Origin of the sequence: Bdellovibrio bacteriovorus str. Tiberius, assembly GCF_000317895.1 — a bacterium.
GTDB classification, from domain to species: domain Bacteria; phylum Bdellovibrionota; class Bdellovibrionia; order Bdellovibrionales; family Bdellovibrionaceae; genus Bdellovibrio; species Bdellovibrio bacteriovorus_F.
Window position 1 is genome coordinate 1279157 of record NC_019567.1, and the last position, 23708, is coordinate 1302864.

Annotated in this window: 21 protein-coding genes; 12 read left to right on the forward strand and 9 right to left on the reverse strand. The window is 50.4% G+C overall.

The features are described 5' to 3' along the window. Positions 1–94: 94 nt before the first annotated feature. Positions 95–1804 (forward strand): ABC transporter ATP-binding protein, encoded by a 1710-nt coding sequence (locus tag BDT_RS06150; protein ID WP_015090376.1) that lies wholly within the window; start codon positions 95–97, stop codon positions 1802–1804. A gap of 70 nt (positions 1805–1874) precedes the next feature. Here the strand turns inward: BDT_RS06150 and BDT_RS06155 are convergent, their stop codons facing one another. Genes BDT_RS06155 through BDT_RS06180 form a run of 6 tightly spaced genes read right to left on the reverse strand, consistent with a single transcriptional unit; the run spans position 1875 to position 11018 of the window. Further along, positions 1875–2837 (reverse strand): ROK family protein, encoded by a 963-nt coding sequence (locus BDT_RS06155; protein ID WP_015090377.1) that lies wholly within the window; start codon positions 2835–2837, stop codon positions 1875–1877. A 1-nt stretch (position 2838) separates the two neighbouring features. Further along, entirely contained in the window at positions 2839–4281 is a 1443-nt protein-coding gene (locus tag BDT_RS06160; protein ID WP_015090378.1) for an alpha-amylase, read from the reverse strand. Between the two features lie 9 nt (positions 4282–4290). Further along, positions 4291–5334 carry an ABC transporter ATP-binding protein gene (locus BDT_RS06165; protein WP_015090379.1) on the reverse strand — a complete coding sequence of 348 codons (1044 nt, stop codon included), beginning with the start codon at positions 5332–5334 and terminating at the stop codon, positions 4291–4293. Between the two features lies 1 nt (position 5335). Beyond that, the gene (locus BDT_RS06170; RefSeq protein WP_011163732.1) at positions 5336–6154 is read right to left on the reverse strand and encodes a sugar ABC transporter permease; all 819 of its coding nucleotides are present in this window, start codon (positions 6152–6154) and stop codon (positions 5336–5338) included. Continuing rightward, a complete protein-coding gene (locus BDT_RS06175) occupies positions 6154–8355 on the reverse strand; it encodes an extracellular solute-binding protein (protein WP_015090380.1) in 2202 nt (733 codons plus the stop codon). Before BDT_RS06175 ends, BDT_RS06170 begins: the two co-directional genes overlap by 1 nt. Beyond that, positions 8355–11018 carry an alpha-1,6-glucosidase domain-containing protein gene (locus tag BDT_RS06180; protein WP_080602341.1) on the reverse strand — a complete coding sequence of 888 codons (2664 nt, stop codon included), beginning with the start codon at positions 11016–11018 and terminating at the stop codon, positions 8355–8357. The genes BDT_RS06175 and BDT_RS06180 overlap by 1 nt, the downstream gene beginning before the upstream one ends. A gap of 91 nt (positions 11019–11109) precedes the next feature. Here BDT_RS06180 and BDT_RS06185 point away from each other — a divergent pair, with 91 nt between their 5' ends. After that, positions 11110–12390, forward strand: a complete 1281-nt coding sequence (locus BDT_RS06185) for a carbohydrate porin (protein ID WP_235046279.1) — start codon at positions 11110–11112, stop codon at positions 12388–12390. On the opposite strand, the gene BDT_RS06190 is transcribed toward BDT_RS06185, so the two are convergent. Both BDT_RS06190 and BDT_RS06195 read right to left on the reverse strand, forming a co-directional pair. After that, positions 12387–12818, reverse strand: a complete 432-nt coding sequence (locus tag BDT_RS06190; RefSeq protein WP_015090383.1) for a hypothetical protein — start codon at positions 12816–12818, stop codon at positions 12387–12389. The two genes, BDT_RS06185 and BDT_RS06190, sit on opposite strands and share 4 nt — an antisense overlap. 9 nt (positions 12819–12827) lie before the next feature. Further along, complete coding sequence (locus BDT_RS06195) at positions 12828–13724, reverse strand: pirin family protein (protein ID WP_041577240.1); 897 nt, start codon at positions 13722–13724, stop codon at positions 12828–12830. Between the two features lie 79 nt (positions 13725–13803). On the opposite strand from BDT_RS06195, the gene BDT_RS06200 reads away from it, so the two are divergent. From BDT_RS06200 to BDT_RS06215, 4 genes are all read left to right on the forward strand, one after another. Further along, positions 13804–14577 carry an AMP nucleosidase gene (locus BDT_RS06200; RefSeq protein ID WP_015090385.1) on the forward strand — a complete coding sequence of 258 codons (774 nt, stop codon included), beginning with the start codon at positions 13804–13806 and terminating at the stop codon, positions 14575–14577. Between the two features lie 75 nt (positions 14578–14652). Beyond that, positions 14653–15120, forward strand: a complete 468-nt coding sequence (locus BDT_RS06205; RefSeq protein WP_041577241.1) for a hypothetical protein — start codon at positions 14653–14655, stop codon at positions 15118–15120. 190 nt (positions 15121–15310) lie between these two features. Then, on the forward strand, positions 15311–15850 hold the full coding sequence (locus BDT_RS06210; RefSeq protein WP_148278735.1) for a hypothetical protein: 540 nt from the start codon (positions 15311–15313) through the stop codon (positions 15848–15850). Positions 15851–16121: 271 nt separating this feature from the next. Beyond that, the gene (locus tag BDT_RS06215; RefSeq protein WP_015090388.1) at positions 16122–16625 is read left to right on the forward strand and encodes a Dps family protein; all 504 of its coding nucleotides are present in this window, start codon (positions 16122–16124) and stop codon (positions 16623–16625) included. 51 nt (positions 16626–16676) lie between these two features. Here the strand turns inward: BDT_RS06215 and BDT_RS06220 are convergent, their stop codons facing one another. Next, positions 16677–17414: a substrate-binding periplasmic protein gene (locus tag BDT_RS06220; RefSeq protein WP_080602342.1), complete on the reverse strand. Its 738-nt coding sequence runs from the start codon at positions 17412–17414 to the stop codon at positions 16677–16679. Between the two features lie 289 nt (positions 17415–17703). On the opposite strand from BDT_RS06220, the gene BDT_RS06225 reads away from it, so the two are divergent. The 6 genes from BDT_RS06225 to BDT_RS06250 all read left to right on the forward strand — a co-directional run bounded on the left by BDT_RS06225 (position 17704) and on the right by BDT_RS06250 (position 23341). Beyond that, on the forward strand, positions 17704–18138 hold the full coding sequence (locus BDT_RS06225; RefSeq protein ID WP_011163743.1) for a helix-turn-helix domain-containing protein: 435 nt from the start codon (positions 17704–17706) through the stop codon (positions 18136–18138). 70 nt (positions 18139–18208) lie between these two features. Beyond that, positions 18209–19414: a S41 family peptidase gene (locus BDT_RS06230; protein ID WP_080602343.1), complete on the forward strand. Its 1206-nt coding sequence runs from the start codon at positions 18209–18211 to the stop codon at positions 19412–19414. Between the two features lie 173 nt (positions 19415–19587). Further along, positions 19588–20205, forward strand: a complete 618-nt coding sequence (locus BDT_RS06235; protein WP_041577244.1) for a hypothetical protein — start codon at positions 19588–19590, stop codon at positions 20203–20205. A gap of 39 nt (positions 20206–20244) precedes the next feature. Next, entirely contained in the window at positions 20245–21471 is a 1227-nt protein-coding gene (locus tag BDT_RS06240; RefSeq protein ID WP_051026277.1) for an RDD family protein, read from the forward strand. Then, complete coding sequence (locus tag BDT_RS06245) at positions 21468–22451, forward strand: rhomboid family intramembrane serine protease (RefSeq protein ID WP_015090395.1); 984 nt, start codon at positions 21468–21470, stop codon at positions 22449–22451. The genes BDT_RS06240 and BDT_RS06245 overlap by 4 nt, the downstream gene beginning before the upstream one ends. Before the next feature lie 14 nt (positions 22452–22465). Next, positions 22466–23341: an endonuclease I family protein gene (locus BDT_RS06250; RefSeq protein ID WP_041577246.1), complete on the forward strand. Its 876-nt coding sequence runs from the start codon at positions 22466–22468 to the stop codon at positions 23339–23341. Positions 23342–23708: the final 367 nt, after the last annotated feature.

A 23708-nucleotide genomic window follows, 5' to 3' on the forward strand; every position in this document is an offset into this window, starting at 1 on the left:
TCAGTGTTTCTGGAATTTGACCGTGGTCATTTCAGGGGTTTATTTGCCTGAAAAGGTGCTAGAATCCTGAGGCCATCTGGAGAGACAAAAAAGAATGAGCAACACAAATATTATCGAAGTCCGCAATCTTGCTGTTGAGTTTAAAACCGAAGACGGGATTGTACAGGCCGTAAAAGGCATCTCGTTCAACATCCCAAAAGGTAAAACAGTCGGGTTGGTGGGTGAGTCTGGTTCTGGTAAAAGTATCACGTCCCTGGCGATCATGCGTTTGATCGGAAATCCAGGCCGTGTTTCCAGCGGCGAAATTCTTTTTGAAGGTCAGGACTTGTTGAAGGTCTCTGAAAAGAAAATGCGTGAAATCCGTGGTGCACGCATCTCCATGATCTTCCAGGAACCGATGACTTCTTTGAATCCGGTTCTGACCGTTGCGGATCAGATCACTGAAACTTTGATGCTTCACCAAAACCTGAACAAACAACAGGCTTTGGACAAAGCTTTGGATCTGTTGAAACAGGTCGGCATTCCACACGCGGAAGAGCGTCTGTATTTCTATCCTCACAAATTCTCCGGCGGTCAGCGCCAGCGTATCATGATCGCGATGGCGATTGCCTGCAATCCGGACGTTCTGATCTGTGACGAGCCAACCACAGCGCTCGACGTGACGATCCAAAAACAAATTCTGGATCTTCTGGCCGACATTCAAAAAAGAACTCACATGAGTCTATTGTTCATCACCCACGATCTGGGTGTTGTTGCTGACATCGCTGATGAAGTGATCGTTATGAACAAAGGTGAAATCGTAGAACGTGGTGTTTCCAAGGAAATCTTCGACAATCCAAAACACCCGTACACGAAGGGGCTTCTGGCCTGCCGTCCGTCTTTGGATGAAAACCCGGTTCGTCTTCCGGTTCTTGCTGACTTCATGAGCGCGACCGGCGAAGAAATCACGCCAGTGGCAAAGGTTTACACTCCAGCCAAAGAAATCATCCGCGAAGACAAAGTCATTCTTGAAGTGAATGACCTGAAAACCCACTTCCCTCACACCGGCGGTCTTTTGGGCCGTGTTCAGAGCTACACAAAGGCTGTGGACGGCGTCAGCTTCAAAGTTAAAAAAGGCCAGACGCTGGGTCTGGTGGGTGAATCCGGTTGCGGTAAAACGACTTTGGGCCGCACGCTGATGCGTTTGATTGAGCCGACTGATGGCCAGATCATCTTCGATGGTCAGGACATCACCAAGCTTGATTACGGTCACATGCATCCGATTCGTAAAAAAATGCAGATCATCTTCCAGGATCCGTATGCTTCCTTAAATCCGCGTATGACCATCGGGACCATCCTGATGGAGCCAATGCAGATTCACAATATCGGTGACAACAACAACCAGCGCCGCGAAATTGCGGAAGAGATGCTGAAAAAAGTGGGCATGAGCCCGGCGATGATGAATCGTTACCCGCACGAGTTCTCTGGCGGTCAAAGACAGCGTATTTCCATCGCGCGTGCTTTGATGGTTCGCCCGGAATTCATCGTGTGTGACGAATCTGTATCCGCTCTGGACGTATCCATCCAGGCTCAGATTCTGAATTTGTTGTTGGATCTTCAGGACGAGATGAACCTGACTTACATCTTTATCTCTCACGATCTGTCTGTGGTGAAATTCATCTCTGACGAAGTGGCAGTGATGTTCGGTGGTAAGATCGTTGAGCACAACACGGCTCAGGCGATTTACGATGCCCCTCAACACGACTACACGAAGAAGCTTCTAAGCGCGATTCCAAAAGGGATCCCGAAAGAGCTGACAGTTTAGTTTTCTAAAAATATGAAAAAGAAAAAGGCCGGTGATGAACCGGCCTTTTTTATTTGTGCTATCTGTTGTCTTACTTTTTTCCGTAAAGGTGAGGCAGGAATCCGGCACCAATCACGCCTGCATGATTCTGGGTTTTGGCCACTTCAATCGGGCATTCAAAGACCGTCTTGCTTTGGCGGATCATCTTTTTGTAGTGATCCTTCAGGTCTTTCAGATACATGTTGCGGATCTTGATCAGACCGCCGCTCAGGAAGATCTTTTCAAGGTTGTAGCCAATAGAAAGGTTGTAACAAAGAATAGCCAGGGCCCAGCCCATTTCCTTGAACAGCACCTGGTACTTGGCATCGTTGGCGGCAATCAGTTCTTCGACCGAGTTTCCAGTGAAGCCCATCTCGCGCGCACGACGAAGCAGACCCGTGCCAGAGGCAATGCCTTCCACTGTGCAGTGGTCGATCTTTTCCGGGTTTTTCATCAGACGCTGGTAATCAACGACGATATGGCCGTATTCAGAGCCCATGCCGTCAGACTGGCCCGGCAGACCGTTAAAGATCACGCCTGTGCCCACGCCGGTGCCGATAGTGACAATCGCAAAGGACTTCATTTTCTGAGCGCCGCCCACCCAGCCTTCCGCCAAAGCCGCCGCGGTGGCGTCGTGCTGGAAGTACACCGGGGTTTTCCAGGTTTTGTGGATTTCTTTGGTCAACAGATCCAGGATCGGAACGATCTTCCAGCCGGGATAGTTGGCCGGATTCATCAGGGTGCCGGTTTCAGCATTCAATGGACCCGCACTGGCCAAACCAATGCCTTTAAAGACAGAGGCTTTGGTTTCGTTCGGGAAACGTTTTTTGAAATCCAAAGCAATGTCTGCCATCAGCTGAATCAGACGCTTTTGAGCTTTTGGTGCAGACTTTTCGCGGTTCATGTCGACGGGAACTTTGATGAAATCCAGCATTTCGCCAGTATCAGAAAGCAGCGCCGCTGCCAGTTTAGTTCCGCCCAGATCAAGACCGATGGTGTAGGTTTTCTTTTTCATATTATTTTCTGGCTTGTGCCTTCACTAAAAGAACTAAGGATGAATAAGGCGCCAAAGTTGTGCGCACTTTTCCGCTGTTGTTGACGCTAAAACCTTCTGCGCAGCTGCGGGATTTCAGGCGATAGCCCGTATCCACGATGTTGCAATATTCGCCGGGCGGCAGATTGGTCTGGAACTCTTTGGTCACGGACTGACTGCCAAAGTTCATGGCCACGAAACCAAAGCGCGGACGGGCGAACGAGATCACATCACGGCCATTGGCATACCAGTTGGAAACCGTAAAGGCCTTGTCGGTCTGATTGCGGAAATCCACCATCGCGGCCACTTCCGGCAGGCGGTGTTCACAGGTCCAAGGTGCCCGGCACTGATTCTGGTCATCCAGAATCGGCAGGGTGCGAAGAGCATCGTTCAAGGGTGGTCCCTGATCGAAAGAATTAAAATCAAAGCCGGAATAAACTTGAGGATAACCAAACGGCCACGCCAGCATAAAGATCTGCGCCAGACGATACAGGTGCTGTTCCGGGCTTGAATACTTCAAGACAGAGTAATCATTCGTGCGTTCGATGTCGTGGTTGGTGACAAAGACGATGGAATCAAGACTGCTGGGGAAACCGCTGGCAATAAACTGCAAAGCTTCGGTGTTCTTGTCTTTGAAGGCATAACCCAGGCGGTGAGGATAGTCGTAGGCAGTCACATCACTGAACGGGGTGTAATCGTTGTACTGAACGGGCCCTGCCGGGTCATAGATGATTTCAGAATAGATGTAAGCGGATCTTTTCAGGCGCTTCAGGATCTGATCCAGATCGCGGGCCGGGATGTGTTTGGCGGCATCGATACGGAAACCCGCCACGCCCAGATCCAAAAGACGATTCAAATATTCAGCCTGTTTTTCCTGAACGTAAGGGGATTCGGTTTTCAGGTCCGCCAGATCCACCAGTTCACAATTTTGCAGCTCATACAAATCGCGGAAGTCGCGGATGTCGTTGTTGCCATTGCGACCACAGTGATGGAAGTCCTGATGGGAATAAAGACCTGGGTATTCGTAGTGAGTAAACTGCGTGCCCGAAGAACCCACGCCACCCGGAATGCCGGTCATGTGGTTCAAGACTGCATCGGCATAGACATCCACGCCGGCCTGACGGCAGCGGCGAACCATGTCGGCAAATTCAGCCTCGGTCCCGGAGCGGGAATTCAATTGATAGCTGACAACCTGATAGCGTTCCCACCACGGGTTGCCCTGCCAGTGAATATGCTCATGGGGTGGGGAAACCTGCACGGCGGAAAAACCAGCCGGGCCCAGATAGACTTCGCATTCGCGGGCAATGTCATTCCAAGGCCATTCAAACAATTGGACGAAGACTGTGCGCGGAGCCGCAGCTGCTGACAGGCTGGATGCCAAAGTCAGCAAAATCGCTGTAAAACCGAGAGACAAACTGCGGATCATCCGATCTCCTTAAAGCCTTTGATTCAGGCCTGTTTTTTTATCAAACAGGTGGGCCTTTGTCAGGTCGATCTTCAGGGACAGGGTCTGCTTCATGGAAAAATTATCCATTGAATCCACCAGAATGCGTACGTTGTTTCCAGCAAGTGTTCCGTGAAGCATCTGCTGGCCGCCGAGGTTTTCGGAAATCTCCACTTGGAAGTCCCCCAAAGCAACCTCTTGGGCTCCCAAAGGCCCTTTGTTTAAGGCAAAAGCATCCGGGCGGATGCCCAGAATCTGATCCTCTTTACGGGCTTCAGGCCATGGGACTTTTTCCAGAACCGCGCCTTCAAAGAAGTTCATTTCAGGCGATCCGATAAAGGTCGCGATGAAAGTGTTTTTCGGACGGTGATAGATCTCTGATGGAGTTCCAATTTGTTCGATCATTCCGTCTTTCAGAACCGCGATACGGTCGCCCAAAGTTGTGGCTTCCATTTGATCGTGGGTCACATAGATCATTGTGCTTTTGGAATGGTGATGCAGACGTTTGATTTCCAGACGCATTTGGGAACGAAGGTGCGCATCCAGATTCGACAGGGGTTCATCGAACAAAATCACCGGGGTCTGACGGCTGAGCGCGCGGCCCAAAGCCACACGCTGGCGCTGACCGCCGGAAAGTTCTTTGGGTTTGCGATCCAGAAGGTGTTTGATCTGCAAAAGTTCGGAAATTTCATTCACGCGTTTGGTGATTTCGGCTGCTGCCAGATTTTTTAGTTTTAAACCAAAACCCATGTTTTCAGCCACCGTCATGTGCGGGTACAGGGCATAAGATTGGAAAACCATGGCGATGTCGCGGTTTTGTGGTTCGATGTCGTTGATCTTTTTGCCATCGATGCTGATAGTGCCCGAATCCGCAGATTCAAGTCCCGCCAGGGTTCTTAGCAAAGTCGATTTGCCGCAACCGGAAGGTCCGACCAGAACCAGGAATTCGCCCGGAGCGATATCCAGATCGATGCCCTTCAGGACATCGGCAGAACCAAAACTTTTTTTGATGTTGGAAAACTGAATTTTTGCCATATCAACCCTTCACGCTTCCCATGGTCAGGCCAGAAACCAGATATCGGGAAATACTGATGAACAAAATCAAAACCGGAACGCTGACAATCAAAGCGCCAGCGGCATAAAGACCCCACTGGGTCGCAAGACTTGCCTGGAACGAACGAAGTCCCAACGGCAAAGTGTAAAGCTGCGGATCCTGCAAAACCACCGCGGCAATCACGTATTCGCTCCAGCTGCTCATGAAACTAAATAACGCCGTGATCACCAGCGCCGGAGAAGACACCGGCAGAATGATCTTATAGAAGATCATCCATTTCGAGCAGCCATCCAGCAACGCCGCTTCTTCCAGCTCGCGCGGGATGGTGTCATAGTAAGCCTTCATCTGCCAGATACAGAAAGGCAGCGCCGTTGAAGAATAGATCAGGAACAAGCCCCAGAAGCTGTCAATCAGGCGAAGCTTGGACAGGATAATATAAAATGGCAACATCAGCATGGTTGCCGGGAACATCTGAGTCATCAACAGCGAGAACAGCATCATGTTGCGCCCACGGAAGCGGTATCTTGCCAATGCGTAGGCACTGGTTGATGCCAAAGCCACACCCAAAAGTGTGGTCGCCGCACTGACCACCAACGAGTTGCGCATCCAGATCAGAAAGTCGGTGGTGGCAAACAGATCCACAAAGTTCTTAAAGGAAGCATTGGGGCCGATGATTTCCAAAGACTGCGTCTGGAAAGCGTTGTCGGGACGTAAAGACACCGACAGCACATACAAAATCGGATAAATCGAAAACAGTGAGAAAAGCAAAATGCTGATCCAGGAGAAGGTCTTTTTAAGCATTACTTCGTCTCCTTTTTGAATTGGCTTTTCAGTGATCCCAGACCCCAGATCACCAGAATCAGGAAGATGATCACGGACACGGAAGCCGCATAGCCATAGCGATACAGATTGAAGGCCGCTTTATAAACGTAACTGACCAGAATGTGCGTTTGATCACCCGGTTCGCCCGAATTACTGACCAGCCAGATCACATTCAGGTTGTTAAATGTCCAGATAGAACCCAGCAAAGCTGCCGGTGCCATCACTGGCAGCAGCAGTGGCCAGGTGATATGACGGAAACGCTGCCAAGCATTGGCGCCATCCAGTCTTGCGGCTTCGTACAGTGAACTTGGAATGGACTGCAAACCGCCCAAAGCCACGATCATCATGAACGGGAAGCCCAGCCACACGTTCGTCAAAATACACGCGGCAAAAGCCGTCGTCGGCTGACTGAGCCACTGAACCGGGGACATGTGCAGGAACTGTTGCAGGAAGATATTGATCGGCCCGTATTCCTGATTAAACATCGCACGCCAGGTAAGAGCGGTGATGTATTGAGGCACCGCCCACGGGATGATCAGCAGGGCACGCCAGAATCCTTTCCCCGCAATCACCTGATTGATGATCACCGCCAGGAAAACACCAATAGAAACGTGGAAGACAATGTTCACCACAGTCCAGATGACGGTTTTCAGGAACAGGGAATAGAAGCGCGGATCAGAAAGAGCCGCGATATAATGATGGAAACCCACCAGTGACCAGTCCTGGAAAGTGCGCAGACTGAAGTTTGAAAACGAAATTGCGATATTATAGAAGAACGGATAGATGATCACCGCAAAGATGCCGATAAACGCCGGCAGCATCATATAGTAAGCAAAACGCTGCGGTCCGCGGAATCCTTTAAAGAAAGCCACCAGCGAGTTTCTTGTCAGCCAGATCATAAGCACGATGCCGATACCGAAGAAAATCTTCAAAACCGTCGCACCCACACCCGGAGTCAGAACTTCGTTCATATCACGGATTTGTTGTTCAGCGGTGATTTGTGCCTGTTCTGCGGCGGCTTGTGGTTGCAGGCTGCCGGCCAGAACTTTTTGGTACTGAATGCGCAGACTGTCCCAGACTGCACGCACTTCCGGGGTCACCGGCATTGGCGTACCAACTTCCATGATGTCGGCAGAAATCTTCAGAAGCGGGTTGTTTTTGACGATGTCAGATTCGCGCGCCTGAAGATTTGACGGCAAGACACCCACTTTTTCCGCGAACAGCAATTGTACTGGCGTCGAAGTCAGATACTTCAAAAGTTTGACGGCAGCTTCGTAATGAGCCTCGCTTTTCATGTTGGCGTTCAGGGAATAACCCTTGGTGCCCACCAGCGGACTTGGCCATTTGCCGGTTTCAGAAATCATCGGGATGCGGGCGATGCCGAAATCCACCTTGGCCTGCTGATAGTCACCCCAGGACCAGTCGCCGTTGATCAGCATGGCGGCTTTGTTTTCTTTGAACAAAGCATTGGCGGTTTCATAGTCGCATTCTTTCGGGATGATCTTGTCCTGATCACGCAGTTTCAGAATGAACTGGAAAGTGTCTTTCAAAGCGGTGGTGTTCAGGTTCGGAGTGACACCGTCCGCTTTTAAGAAGGCGTCGCCAAAAGCGGGAATAAACGGGGCAAAGAAGAACGGCTCGGTATAATTGAACACCAAGCCCCAGCGGTCGATTTTGCCATCGCCATTGGTATCCACCGTCATTTTTTTGCCAAGCTCGATCAGTTCCTGCGAATTTTTTGGCGGGGTGGTGATGAACTTCTTGTTATACAGAAGCATCAGGTGGTTTCCGACCGCATCACCGATCATGTAGTGTTTGTTGTCGTAAACCGGGGCCGCTAACGGATCAAAATTGTGGAAGTAGTCAGAACCCAGAACCTCGTCCAGCGGACGCACGATGCCCATCGTGGCAAAAGGGCCCACCTGATCGCTGGGGCCGTAAACCAATTCCGGACCGCTGCCACCCATCGCGGCCGATTGATAGCTGGAACGAAGTTCTTCCGTTTCACGGTAAGTCGCCTGAACAATGATGCCGGGATTTTCTTTTTCGAATTTTTCCAGTGCTTCGGCCAGAACCTGACGGTGGCCATAGATCATCTGGTGCCAGATCTGGATGCGCATATCCTCGGCCCGGGCGGTGAGTGAAGCGAAAATCAGAAAAGGAAGAATCCAGAATTTCATCAGTGACCGGCTTTCTGAATTAGAATCACGGTGCTGCGACCCGGGATTTGAATGCGTTTGTCCGAAGGGGCCAGCAGAACCTGTGACAGAGTGGCGTCGACTTTTTCATCCAGCAGCGGATGCAGTTCCCAGTTCTGGCTTAAAGCACTGTGTTCGAAGCTGCGGGCCTCACGGGCGGCGTTGAAGAAAATCAACAGACGTTCAGAGGCTGATTGCAATTGCATCGCAATCAAACCTGGTTCGGCGTGTTTGTCGTTGTCGATAAAGGTCAAAGATTTCTGAATCTCGGACAAAGCGTTCAGTTTGAACAGGTCAGAACTTTGACGGACACGCAGCAGGGCTTTGAAGTACTTTTCTGTGCGGGTGATCAGTTCTGGAGTGACCTTCATGCCCGGTTCCTGCAGACGGGGTTGCCAGAAAGTCCAGTCGTCCACGTTTTTCCACGCGGGCGGCAGGCCTGAGCCCCAGAAGTTCTGCTGACGGCTCCAGTCGATGCGATTAAAGAAATCACCAGAATTATAGCTGTCCTGATCGCCGTTTTTGCTGCGTAAAAGTTCAGATCCGGATTCAATAAACGGAATGCCCTGACTTAGCATCGGCAGTGCCAGTGCCAGTTGATGCATGCGCTGGCGGTCTTCGGATTTGCTTAAAGTCGGGAAGCGTCCGCTGGTATAGAATGGCGCCTTGGCCTGAACAGCATCCCACAAAGTATACCCGTCGTGGGCGGAAACATAGCTGACGGTTTCGATCGCTTCGGCACTGGTGCCGGTAGGCGCTCCACGATAGTGCAGTTGTCCTGCGGTTACGAATGATCCCCAGTGTTCTTTGAATCTGAAATCACGAAGATTGCCGGCAAGACCGGCTTTAATCACATCGCCCAGGTGCAAAATCTTTTCGCGCTGACCGTTGCTGTCCGGCGGTGTGTTGCGATTGGCAGGTTCTTTGTTGAAATCAAAGTAAAGGCCCGTTGCAAACCCTTGATCGGATTTTTCAGCGGAATTGGTGGTGCCGCCGCGAACAGCGTCGCGCAGACGGTCGTTGAAGAAGCCATAGCCGCTGCCATGGGAATTTAGCATGTGCAGGGATTCACCCGGATAGCGGTCATAGAAAGAACCAAACGCCCAGCCTTCGCCGTACAGATAGATTTTGGATCCGTCGATGCCGTCGTTGTGCTCGGTCAGCCCCCGCAGCTCGGATTTGATTTTTTCCATGGTGTTGCGGGAATGGAAAGACATCAGGTCAAAGCGGAAGGCATCGATCTTGTAGGTGCGCGCCCAGTGCAACACACTGTCGATCATAAGCTTTTCCATCATGCGATGTTCGCTGGCGGTGTCGTTGCAGCAGGAGCTTTTTTGAATATCACCCTCGTCGTTCACTCGGTAGTAATAGAGCGGCACGATCTTATCAAAGACAGAGTAGGGTTCCAGACCTGCTTCATAGGTGTGATTAAATACAACGTCCTGAACAACTCGCAGGCCCATCTTGTTCAGGGCATACACCATGTTACGGGTTTCATACACACGGCGTGATCCGTTGGGATCCGTGGCATAGCTGCCTTCAGGGGTCATAAAGTGAACCGGATCATAACCCCAGTTAAACGGGTCTTTGGCTTTGATACGGCCCAGATAGGCCTGGGCTTCCTGCAGGTCCGAACTTTCAGATTCATAGTTTTCCCAGGCGTCCTTGTTTTCCGGGACAGAGCCGAAGTCATTGAACGGCAGCAAGTGCACATGGGTCATGCCCGCGTCAGCCAAAGACTGCAGGTACTTTGAGCTTTCCGTGTTGGTTTGCGCGAAGGCCTCATAGCCGCCGCGATACGGGAAGGGAACGGTGAAATCGGCCACGCTGAAATCACGGATGTGCAGTTCGTAAATCACGATGTCGTTGAAGGAACGCAGAGCAGGCTTTTGCAGACGGTCCCAGCCTTGAGGCTTCAGGTTCGAAGCTTCAAGATCCACGATCTGGGATTTGGCGCCGTCCGCTGTCAGGCTGAAGCTGTAAGGATCGGTGACCGTGCTGATTTCAACCTGATCTGTCAGGGGTTGGTACACTTCCACCTGGTAAAGATAGAAATAGTTGACGTATTTTCCGGGAAGATCCGCGAACCACACACCCTGCTGACGTTGCATTGGCAGGACGGTCGCAGGATTTGTATCTAGAGCGTCCTTATATAACAACAACTCTACGTTGCGTGCCGTGGGTGCCCATAGTTTTACGCCGACACTCGTGGAACGCACGCGCGCACCCAGATCATTGCCATCATAGAAGTACATTTGATCCAGAATGCCTGAATACTGCAAAGCTGTTGAATCCAGAACCTGGCCATTTTTATTTGAAACAAAAAGACGCAATGGACGGCGAATCAGCTGATCAATTTGTGCAGAGGAAAGATGCTGCGTGCTTAATTCCACTGAAGCATAATCACTGCGAATCACCGGAAGCAGAATGGAATCCTGCTGATGCAAAGAGATGCGTTCTCCGAGTGAAAATACAAGATTTTGGTGAACGCGGAAGCCTTGTGGCAGACGCAGAACAATGCGCGAATTATCCACCCACTGGGCGCGGGCAGGGGCTTTGGCTTCAGCAATTTGTCCAAGCAAAAGTGTGCAAGAAAGTACGAAGCAGAAAATCAATAGTTGTGAGCAGGTACGGAAGCGCTTCAAATATTTCCCCCAAAAAGTTTGAGTCTTCGTGCGTAAGGTCTTTTCAGGCGCAGACTTTATGGGTATCCCTCAGCTTTTTCAAGGGAACTCGATGAAAACTATTACGATTGCGTTATTGTTCATGATTCTAAGCAGCACAACTCACGCTGTGGAAACGACTTTCACGGGATATCTGCGTGGCGGAAGCGGATTGAACATGCAGGGCGGTCACATGAATTGCTTCGGAAACGCAGGAATGCCCGGTAATTTCCTTCGTTTAGGCAATGAGTGCGACTTCTACACCGAATTGGCCATGGTGTTCCACCATGTTAAACCCACCGAAACAGATCCGGTGTTTTTCAAAACCCAGTTCCGCATGGTCTATAGTTCTTTAGGAACGCGTCAATGGGAGGCGTCTGCAAACCGCGACACAAGCCAGATTGAAGCGTTTGTGAAGGCTGGTGGTTTTACCGAAATCCCCGGGGAATTCTGGGTCGGTAAACGTTTCTATCGTGATGTCGATCTTCATATCTTTGACTGGTACTACTATGCCGACATGAGCGGCGTGGGCGCAGGGATCGAAGGTCTGCCGTTGGGTGAAGGGCGTTTTGCGTTCGCTCACTTGATTCAGGCGGATGATAATTTGAATGACACCAATGTCGGTCGTCCGGTTTTGAATGCGTTGGATCTGCGCTGGACAGCGGTGCCGTCGTTCGCTGATCAGAAGCTGAACTTCTGGGGCGTGTATGCATGGGCCGCGGGAAGTTCCACTGACACCGAAGAATATGTTCCTACGAATGGCTATTCTTTGGCGACACGACTTCAAGGTCCGGTATGGGGTGGCAACAACAATTTTGCCATTTTGTACGGAAAGGGCACGATGCGTGGATTCAACATCTATGCCGACAGCACAGTGCCTGCGACAGATGAAAGTCAGAATCGCGCATGGACCTGGAGATTTGTTGAAGACTACACCTATGATGTAACAGATCGTTGGGCATTGATGTTGGGTCTGGCGGCAGAGATTGCTGACAGCGGCACCGATACCGACAGCAAAAGTCAGATGCAGGCCATCGGTGTTCGTCCGATTTACTTTGTGTCCGATCGTTTCCAATGGGCTTTCGAAGCGGGCTACTCCCGCATCAACAATGAATCTGAAAAAACCGGTGGTGGTGATTATGTCGGTGATCGCGACTTGGGTCGTGTGACTGCGGCAGCTCAGTTGTCCGTCGGGAAAAGCATGTGGGGTCGCCCCGTGATGCGTGCGTTTGTGTCCCACTCATTCTGGAATGAGGCCAACCAGGGCGCAAGCTTCATCGGAAACCGTGCGCCCGCGTTCACTGACAAGCTCAGCGGCACGAACTTGGGTTATCAGTTCGAAGCCTGGTTCTAATTTCTATTCTGGTACCAATTCCACAGTGATTGTGCGAATTGGTCAGCACTGGTGCTGCCGTCATGAAGGGACTTCACTCGGCGCAAAGCCATGGCTTGGTCTTTTTGTTGGATTTTCAGAATGCGGAAAAGTTCGGTGACGTTTTTGCCTTTGCCGGATTTCAGGTCTTTGCCTAAGTTGTCATAATTGATCGTTGCGAACTGCTGAGCTTCCAGGGCCATTTCATCCATGGCGCTGGTCGGAGCTGCTGTGGCCGTTGCTGTTGACGCCGGAGCCGGGCCGCTTTTCATGATTTCAGCATCATGAGCATGGGTTTCCCAGTTCGGTACCAGAGCTTCTTCGGCTTCCGGAGTGGAAGCCGGAGGAGTGGTCGCGCAGCCCGTGGCCAACAACAGCAGTACAACAAGACCTTTTGATTTCTTCAGCACAAAAACTCCTTACCCTTTGTTCGCCGGTTCCGGTGGCAATGGGATAATATCAGTTTCGCCGGGGACCTGCGGGAAGGTCAACTCTCGCCATTGTTTTTTGGCCTCTTCAATTTTTTCCTGCGAAGAGGAAACATAGTTCCAGTAAATATAGCGCGGCTCTGGGAACGGTTCGCCGCCAAGAACAATGACTTGTGTGTCTTCGGTGGCGGTGACTTTCAAAGATGAGCCCTGTTCCAGGACCACAAAGTCGTCCGGTGGAATGATTTTGCCATCAATATCCAGGCTGCCTTTGATGATATAGAAAGCCAGTTCCTGCGTGCCGGGATCATAGTGGAAGGTTTTTCCCTTTTGAAGCTTCACGTCCATGAAGAACAGCGGTGAATAAACATCCACCGGGGACTTTTTGCCCAGAGCTTCACCCGCAATCAGCATCACGTCCGCATCATCGACCTTAAAGCGCGGAATGCTGCTTTCAGGGTGGTGTTTGAAACTGGGTTCGCGGTCTTCTTCACTTAGCGGCAGTGCCACCCAGAACTGCAGCAGGTGAAGGCGGTGTGCTTTGCCGATGACGTCTTCAGGCAGTTTTTCAGAATGTGAGATTCCTTTGCCCGCAGTCATCCAGTTCACGTCGCCCGGTGAAAGCACCTGTTTGTGTCCCAGGCTGTCGTGGTGAAGAACTTTTCCCTCCAGCAGGTAGCTGAGGGTGGACAAACCAATGTGAGGATGAGGGCGCACATTCAGTCCGTCACCTGCGGCGAAGTCGGTGGCCGGAAAATAGTCGAAAAAGATGAACGGGCCTACCATTCGCTTTTTGGCGTAGGGAATAAGACGGTGAACTTGAGGTCCTCCAACAGAGACCAGCCTTGGTGCAATTTCCATCAGAATATGATTTTGCGTAGAACTCATGATCGGACCCCTTTTCTTCTGCGAAATATCATGTTAGCTTAAACCAATTTACCAATTGAAGAAAATTATTAGGAGTAGCATGAAAACAAAAAAAGAAATCGTCGATAACTGGTTGCCTCGCTACACAGGCGTGCCGCTGAATGAATTTGGGCATTATATCCTGCTTACAAACTTCGGTAACTACGTGAAAATGTTTGCCGAACAGTTCAACGTGCCGGTGCGCGGTTTGGATAAACCGATGCAAAGTGCCACGGCTGAAAACATCACCATCCTGAACTTCGGAATGGGCAGTGCGTTGGCTGCAACCTGCATGGACTTGCTGTCTGCAATCAATCCCAAGGCCGTTTTGTTCCTGGGTAAATGCGGTGGTATCAAAAAGAAAAATCAACTGGGCGACTTCGTACTGCCTATCGCGGCGATCCGCGGTGAAGGTACAAGTAACGAATACCTGCCGGCTGAAATCCCGGCACTGCCTTCTTTCCGTCTGCAAAAAGCCGTTTCCACAATGATCGCGAAACACAGCTGCGATTACTGGACAGGCACAGTTTACACGACGAACCGCCGCGTGTGGGAACACGACGAACAGTTCAAAGACTATCTGACCAAAACCCGCGCTATGGCCGTGGACATGGAAACTGCGACCATCTTTGTGACAGGTTTTGTGAACGAAATTCCGCGTGGTGCCTTGTTGCTTGTGTCTGACAACCCAATGATTCCAGACGGTGTGAAGACAGAGGAAAGCGACAAGAAGGTCACAGCCAGCTTTGTAGACAAGCATTTGGCTATCGGCATTGATTCCCTGCGTGAGCTGCGTGACTCTGGTGAGTCCGTGAAGCACATGCGCTGGGATTGATTTCAGACATATTGTCCGTTCCGTGATTTCCAAAATCCCCTCGGGTCGACTAGGGTCAATGCCTAGGAGGCCTGCATGGGGAAGTGGCTTGTGCTTATTCTGACGATCTTCGCTTTATCAACCGGGGTCGCAAACGACGGGTTGCCGTCACCATTGCCTGATGATCCCTATCCGGGGGAACCTTATCCTGTACCACCTCCAGCTCCGCCCAAAGATGTCCCTTATTCGTTGGGAGGCGGGGAAACGGGCCGCTTCGGCACCAGAACTTTTGATTTCTTTCCACGTGCTGATCTGAACCGAATCAAACGCATTCGTTTGGTGGGGCTGCGCAACAATCTTGAGATTGTCGAAGTGCGCATTCAGTATGCGGATTATTCTGGAGAGCGCCGTGAGTATCGACTGGAAGGTGAATTGAAATCCAGCGGAGTGCGTGAAGCCGTTTTGGATGGGCGTCCGGTTTATCGAATATCCGTGAAAGCCTCGCCTTCGTACTTCTGGAAAAAGCCCGGTGGGTTCCGAGTTGATGTGATCGCAGTGAAGTGAGATATGCCTAAATTTCGAGCATGAAATTTAGATATGAAAATGCAAAAAGGTCTCGGTTTGAGGGGGCCTTTCCTGTGATTTTCACCTTTTTTCATGCAATTAACATATTGTGTCATTCCAGAAGTTGCGATATAACTGGGCCCACTTTAAATCACCTAGACGTTTTAATGCACTATTGGGGAGGCTCGTTTTGATCAATCCAGGCACTAACATGCACGCCGAAGAAATCGATACAGATTTGGATTCTGACCTAGATAACGAAAAAGAGGTTAAGAAATCGGCCTTCGACGTAGACGTCGATGAAGAACAGGAAACCGCTCTATTGGCGAGCCTGTCTGACAACCTTCTGATGGAAGGTGAAGAAGATGACCTGAACCTAGATGACGTTGAAAACATCCTTGAGCTTCAAGACACGAACTTCCCGAAGTTCACTTTGGCTAAAAACAAGGCACGTTTCCTGAGAATGGTGAGCTGGTACCGTGGTAAAGAAGAGTGGATCGAAGTAGCTCCTCTTTCTGGCGTGACCAAACTGTTCAAAACGCAAACGAAAGAATTGGAAGGCATCCGTTCTTCCAAATTGGATTATGAAATGGAGCTTGAGACAGGAACTTTGACTCCTTCTCAGCGTTCCTACCGCCGCGATGAACTTAAAATGTGTAAAGTTCAGGAAAAAATGGCAGTTCACTTGATCTCTAAACTTCAAGTGAAAATCAAATCCGGCCGCCGCTAATTCGCCCGGCAGAGCTGTAGCGGCGGAAGCCGTGAAAGCTGAAGCAGTAAAAAGCTAATCAAACCCAGCCCTAAAAAGCTGGGTTTTGTTTTTCCAAAAGGTACCTGCTTACTTTTTCCGAAGCGCTGCAGCTTACGCGCAGCTTCGGAAAAAGTAAGCAGGTACCTTTTTGCCTTTTGTCTGGTTTCTCAGTTGGTGTGCAGTGCTCCTTTTTCATCTATGAATTTTGGTTTAGAGTTTAGGGCGTAGCTTTCACAGAAAGGTTCCGACCATGAAAAAGAACAACAAGTCCGAAAAGCACGCTAAAACTTCCATCAACATTGGTATTCAGGAAAAAGACCGTCAAAAGATCGCTGACGGCTTGTCCCGTTTGTTGGCGGATTCTTACACTCTTTATCTTAAAACGCACAATTTCCATTGGAATGTCACAGGACCTCAGTTCCAGACATTGCACGTGATGTTTGAAGCTCAATATACTGAGCTGGCATTGGCGGTGGATCTGGTGGCAGAGCGCATCCGTTCTTTGGGTGTGGCTGCTCCGGGCACTTACAAGGAATTCGCAAAGCTGACCAGCATCGAAGAACCGGTCGGAGTGCCGTCCGCGACGGACATGATCAAACAACTGGTGGAAGGGCAGGAGGCTGTTGTTCGCACGGCTCGCTCGATCTTCCCATTGGTTGAAAAAGCCGGCGACGAAGTCAGCGCGGATTTGTTGACGCAAAGAATGCAGCTTCACGAAAAAACGGCGTGGATGCTACGAAGCCTGTTGGAATAGTTTTTATTCCTAAAGGCAAAAATCAAAAGGCCTCCGCGATGGAGGCCTTTTTTATTTGGACAGCTGTTGATCGAGCAGCTTGCGATACTGGCGCTGGTTTTTCTTCAAAGCGGCCTCTACCATCTGATAGGTCTTTTCATCGATGTCTTTTCGAAAGGCCACATGCAGGTTCAGGCTGGTGTTCGGCACAACAAACACCTGGTACTGATCGTTCACCTTCAGCTTGCGCAAAGTGTATTCGCCATTGGAAGCCGTGGGGATAAAGATGCCATCCAGTCTGTTGCCCTGGATTTTTTGAATATTCCGTTCAATGACGTTTTCACCACTTAAAGGCTCAATCTTGATACCATGTTTCAGCAGGTCGGTCGGGGTGAAAGAGTCTTTGGAATGCCCCAGGGTGCGTCCGCGGAAGTCCTCCAGGGATTTTGCTTTCATCAAGGGCGAGTTGCGCGGAATGATGATCGCCGAAGACGTGGTGAAGAGCGGTGTTTTGGAAAAGCGCATGTACTGTTCGCGTTCAGCAGACGGGACCAGGAATAATGCGACATCCACTTTCTTGTTCTGCATATCCCAAAGAACCCGGGCAAACGGAGTGGCCACCCATTGCACCTCGGTGTTGGGAATCTTCAGATAGTCCTGAAAGAATGTGATACCCGGACCTTGGGGATTTCCATTCAGAGTGAAAATATGCGGAGGCAGGTCATAGACATTCACCCGTAACACACCACCAAAGGCAGTTGGCCCCCAGAAGCTTATCAATATAAAGAGAACAGATAGAAACTGTGGCATTCCAGAACGTCCTTAATAATCAGCCAGAATCAATATAACAAAGACCGTCTGAAGCGACGAGCAGATTGTGGAAGCCTGTTTTGGGGTCAGAAACCGGCAAGAATTTGGGCAAAAAAAACGGAAGGGTCGGTCAAGCGGGATTTTTCGACCGACAAAAGTCCAGTGTTTTAGCCTGCTTAAAGTGTCTCAAAAAATATTTGCAACTGGCCCTAAATTCTCAGCGTGATACGCCGATAGGTACAAAGTGAGTCAAATAGGCTTTGTTAATGTTTCAAAAGGGGAGGACTAAATGTCACGTACAGTTATGATCGTGGTGAGCGATAGCCAGGAAACAATCGAGAACACAAAAAAGTACTGGGAGAACCACGATGTGACAGTTCAAGCATATTCATCTGCACAGTTCAGAGAAGGGCTTGATAACGCATTTTTCAGACAACAACTAGTAGCGGGTGTTCCGGCTTTGGCTTCAGGCACAAGCCCGATCAACTCTGACGTGGGTGGTGGTAACGTTATCCAGTTCCCAACTCCAACAGCTACTTCATCCAGCGTTCAAAAAATGGAAGAGCTTGAAGCTCACGCCATCGAAAACGCAATCGTACAATACAAAGGCAACCTGACTGAAGCGGCTAAAGCTTTGGGTATCGGTCGCGCGACTTTGTACCGCAAAGTGAAGCAATACCACATCGATCCTTCTGCTGCTCGCAAGAAGAAAGTGGCTGCTTAATTCTTCCTTTTGAATTGAAAGACAGGGGCCGGATGAAACTACATCCGGTCTTTGTTTTTACTGGACCGAGATGACGCGGATCTTAGCAATTCTTCTGGCAGTCTCCTGCGCCTATGGGGCGTATCATTTCACTCTGCAGCGCGGATTCGTGAATCCGTATCCGGCAGTGTGTGATCTTGTCGCGGAAAGAATCTTTCTGGACGACCATAAAATCAAAAACTGGAAAAAGACCTGCAGTCGGCGCAGCCGCCTGGTCACTCCGTATTCTGCGAAAAAGCTGATTATCAAGGACATGAACAATGCCCTGGCATTGCTGAAGGTCTCGCACCTTGAGGTCTATGATTCCTCTGAAGTCGCCAGCATCTGGCGCGGGGAAAGTCTTGAGACCGGCATTGAAAGCCGCTTTGTCGACGGGGAACTGGTTATTTATAAAATTCATCCTGATTCTCCGGCCCAGGATGCGGGTTTGAAACCCGGTGATGTCATTCAAAGCATCAATGCCGAACAGCCCAATCCCTGGGAAGCGCAGACCGAGCAGGGCTCGTACCTGATGCTTCGTCAGGACAAAGAATTTTCTGTAAAAATCAAACCTCGCTCTATCCAGCGGTCCGAGGATCTGCATTTGGAATTTAGATCCGCACAAAATGCGGTGCTGGAAATTCCGTCTTTCCGTGCGGCGTTCTTTGAAGAAGAAAAACTGAAGACACTGCAGCAGCAGATCGCGTCTTTGCGCAAGCTGGTGGTGGACCTGCGCGGAAACCCTGGCGGGAACTTCGTGGCAGGTCTGCGCTTTCTTTCATTGTTCATGTGCAAGTCCGAAGAAGTGGGGCGTTTGGTAAAACCCCGTGCGCCGGTGAAAACGCTGGCGGAACTTCCCAACGATCTGCGCGATCAGGAACAACTGACCGTGCTTGATAACAGCAGCGAGATTTTATTGAAGACTTACGACAACCCCCAATGCTTTAAAGGCGAAGTGCGGGTGTTGGTCGACGGAAAAAGTTCATCGGTGGCTGAAATGGTGGCGCAGGCTTTGAAAGAGTTTAAAAAGGCGCCGCTGCTGGGAAGCCCCAGTCGTGGTCAGTTGCTGGTCGGTGTCTGGTATCCACTGGAAGAGGTGGGGCCAGGAGTGCAGATTTCCATCCCTGAGGCGATCTACATTAGTCACAACCAGCATCAGATCGAGGGACAGGGCGTGGATTTGGATAGAGTCTTGTATTACAGCCTGCCGGAAATGCAGGCGGGGATTGATTCTTGGGTGAAAAAGGCCCTCGACTAGAGTCCCGGATGTATGGCGTTTGTCGTCTCACAGTGAGATGATCATAATAATACGTCAAACATCTTTTGTACGTCTGTTCAGGCTCTGTGCAGCTAGAATGAATTGAAGTGGTTTATAAACGGCATACCTTTAGCAATGAAAGTCCTTAGTATTCATTTGCGAAGGGGTTATAAATGAGGAACGCAAACGTGATCGAATTTCCTAAAGCACAATCCGTAAGAAAAAGACTGCAGGACAAAGCTCAAGAGCAAAAAGCTGTGCTTGTTCTTTCCATCGCGTCTGTGCTTTTGATGACGGTGTTCCTGAATCAGTGGCTGGTGCGCGGCCCGGATCAAACCCTTGCTAACGGCGCCAATCGTGGTGTTGCGAGCTTTGAACCTTCCAGCTTCGCCAAAGATGTGAAGTGGGAACATGATCTGGCAAAAAGAATGGCGACAGAAAAGTCTGCAATGGCGGCTAGCCTTGCGGAAGCACCGACATTGCGTGATGAACTTGTGTTTGGTTACCTTGAAGGCAAATACGGCATGAAGCTGGCGCAAGGCCGTATTGAAAGCCTGGAATTCATTGATGCTCAGGCGGGTGAACACCCAATGGCGATCGAAGACAAAGCCGGTTTCCTTAGAAAGTACTCTGAAGCTTTCGGTATGAACTATGCCGAAGTGTCTGTGGCCTCCAATGCAGCCGGGGAGCAAGTCTATAGTCTGATTGATTCCTCCAAGCAGATCATCGGCAAAGCCCAGTTTGTTACCGATGATCAAGGTCGCGTTCAAGCGATCAATTTCGGCCACTAATCTCTTTAGTGTTTCCTGTTTCAGGCCGATACGATCTGTATGGTATTTCCAGATCTGTCGGCTCCAGAAGTTAAGCCTCATCATCCAAAATCCAGTACAGTGCCGGTGGCCTTTGTGGCGGACCGTTTTATCGCACTGATACTGGATTTTTTGATTCTATCACCCATCGTCAGTCTGCTTGTTGCCGGTTTGGTCCGTCAGACAAAGACATTCTTCCTGCTGAATGCAAATTCTGCGGAAGGTGTGGTTGCGGCCGGCCTCGTTGTTATGGCGGTGGTCTTTATCGTGACCTTCCTGCAGTCCGTGTTTTTGTATTTCTGGCAGGCGACGCCGGGGCAGATCTTTTTGCAACTGCGTGTGATTGCGTATCCGGTGTATCAGCCGCGTTTGTCTTATGCGCAGTGTGTGATTCGTTCGCTCAGCTGGACTTTCAGTTTCGTGCTGCTGGCTTTGCCATTTATGGAAATCCTCAGCCATCCGTTGCGCCGGGCCTTCCCGGATCGTGCCGCTGACACCTTGGTGATCACCCTTAAAAAAGTTCATGACGACGGACCTCATCCGATTGAGTCCCGCTTTATCAATTCATGGATGCGCATGAGCTTGTTGTTCCTGCTGCTGTTCGGAGTGCTGGGTTATTTTAAGACCTATCACAGCCTGTTGGCGGGAGAGTATCGGGAAAAAGGCGGCACCCAAGTCGCAGCCTGCAAAGAAATGCGCGGCAGTGCGGATCTTGAAGGTGTGGCGCGCCTGGATGCAGCGTTGTCTTTGTATTTGCTGAATGAAATTTCTGGCGAGTGTCTGGATAAAGAAGCGGAAGTGGCGTTGTGGGGGGACCCGGTCAATGCCCAGCCGCTGGCTTATCTGGCCAAATACCTTTTGGCTGATGGCGAGGCCCAGGAACAATACCTCAGCAAAATCTGCGAAGACTCGTCTTCGTCCACGTGCGCGTTGGCGCGCTATATGGCGGAAGAAGGAAACTTCGATGATCTGGAACAGGCGGACGGTCATCTGTGGACGACCAAGTTCCTGAAGTCCGAAGAGCTGTTTGCCTCCAACGACTTTGCCGGCAGTTTGAAAGCCATTTCGGAATTGCAAAAAAATCCGATTCTGCAGTCCGGTCTTGAAAAACGTTTCGTTCGTTCGGTGTGGGCTTTGCGTGATGCCGAGCTGATCCCGCAAGGTGGCAATGGCGGTCGTATGCCGGCCAGTGCGGCTGAGCAGGAAAGCTGGATTGACGACTTTAAAGAACGTTACGAGGTTCCATGATCATCCCTTGCCCTGAAGACTTTAAAGACTATTCCAAGTACCCGCTGACGATCACGCTGGCGGTGCTGAATGTCTTTATCTTTATTCTGATCTTCAGCGGGGTGAACTCGGGTCTGACTTCGTCTCCCGTTTTGCAAAAAGACGGGCTGGTTCTGACAGGCCGAATGTATTATCAGTATCTGCAAAACATCCCGGCTGAAATTCTGTATGAAAAGCCTGAATGGGTGCATCAGATGAGTTCAGTCAACGCCGAACAGATGGGGATTCTGGGCGCCTATGCGCTTCGGGACCGCCGTTTCTTAAGTGCCGCTGAAGCGGGTGCTTATCGCGGGGACGAAGTGCAGATCGCAAGCTGGAAAAAGAACATCACTGAATTCCGCAAAAAGTATCAGGAACAACTGTTGTATCGCTTTGGCCTGAGCTCTGGTGCGAAGGGGCCTCTGTCGTGGCTGACTTATCAGTTCTCTCATTCAAACTGGATGCATTTGCTGTCTAACCTGGGCTTCCTGGTGTTGCTGGGGGCGGCCGTTGAAGTTATGGCCGGAAGCTGGGTGCTTTTGTTTGTCTATATGGTGGGGGGCATGGCCGGGGGCTTGGGCTTCCTGCTGTCCGATACCCATGGAGCCGTGCCGATGGTGGGCGCCAGTGCCTCGATCAGTGCCTTGCTCGCTTTTTATTGTGTGGCTGAAACTCGAATGCGAGTGAAGTTTCTATATTTTGCTTCACCGATGCCAGGGCACTATGGCGCGATTTATTTGCCGACCCTGTTGATCATACCTTTGTTCCTGGTCGTCGATCTGGCGAACCTGTGGGCGATTCCTGAAGGCCTTGGTGGGGGTGTTGCCTATGCCGCCCATCTGGGTGGCAGCTTGTTTGGCGTTATGCTGGGGCTTGCCTGTAAATTCTATACCCCCGTTGACAGCAACGTTACCGGTAGGTCACATTACCGCCCAGAGGCTGGAGATCACCCCCTACGTTGAAATGGCGGACCCGAATGAAGCTAAATAAGCTCATTAAGTCAGTGATTGTTCTTACATTGTTATCTTTCGTTGGAGTTGCAAACGCAGCTTCTCAATCTCAAGCGGTCCCATACTATGGGGAAGAGTTCTATCGCGACCTGCGCACCGGAGTTTCCGGTGAAGCTCTTCAAAACCGCATCAAATCTGTTCTGCAAAGTTATCATATCGCTGTAAAAGGCTCCTATGACCTTGTGGTGAAAAACTGCATGCAAGGGCAGGGACGTTGCTATCGCCACACAGCGATCGGCTACAAGGCGGCAAGAGTTTTCCTGATGGGGAACTACTACCTTGTTAAAGAAGGCAATCAGTATGCGGTTCGCGATGTTTACTGCAACTCGGATCGTGGTCCGGAAGACTTCCGCAGTTCTCCACCGTCTCCGGGTTCCATCCCCAACAACACCGTGATCAACGTTGAGCACACGTGGCCACAAAGCCACTTCACTCGTCGTTTCCCGGATGATGTTCAAAAATCCGATTTGCACCACTTGTTCCCAACTGATTCTCAATTGAATGCCATCCGTGGCAACCATCCGTTTGGTGAAGTCAGCAAAGACGTGATGGAACTGAAATGCCCGGATTCACGTTTCGGTATTGGCAGTTTCGGTTCGGACGAGGTGTTTGAGCCACCTCAAAACCACAAAGGAAATGTGGCTCGTGCATTGTTCTATTTCTCTATGCGCTATGATCTTCCAATTGATCCACAAGAAGAAAACGTTCTTCGCAAGTGGAACCGCGAAGACCCGGTTGATCAAGACGAAATGAAACGTAATGTTGAGATCTTCAAGGCTCAGGGCAATAGAAATCCGTTCATTGATCACCCAGAACTAGCCGACCGCCTCTCCGACTTCTAAGTCGGTGGGTGAAAAAGGCCCATCTGACTGCGTTGTCGGGCCTTCTCCTTCTCTTCGACGTGCTTGGAGCACGCCTCCGTTTCGGAGAAAACCCTCCGCCTTGCATCTGAACCTTTTTGACCCACCTTGAACTGGTGGGTTTTGTTTTTTTGGGGAGGGCGGCGTCGCTGCGCTGGCCTTGGGGAACTTTCTTGGATTGAAGTTGCGGTTATAAACATAAAATAGTTTTTGGAGTTTTGGGTTTTGCTTAAGTACTTGGCATAAAATGGGGAAAATTGTAGGCCCCGGGCATAATTCTTAAAAAATCTGTAATAAGTCTCTTGCAATCGTGTTTTTGTTATGCTGCAATCATTTTTACGGGAGGGGT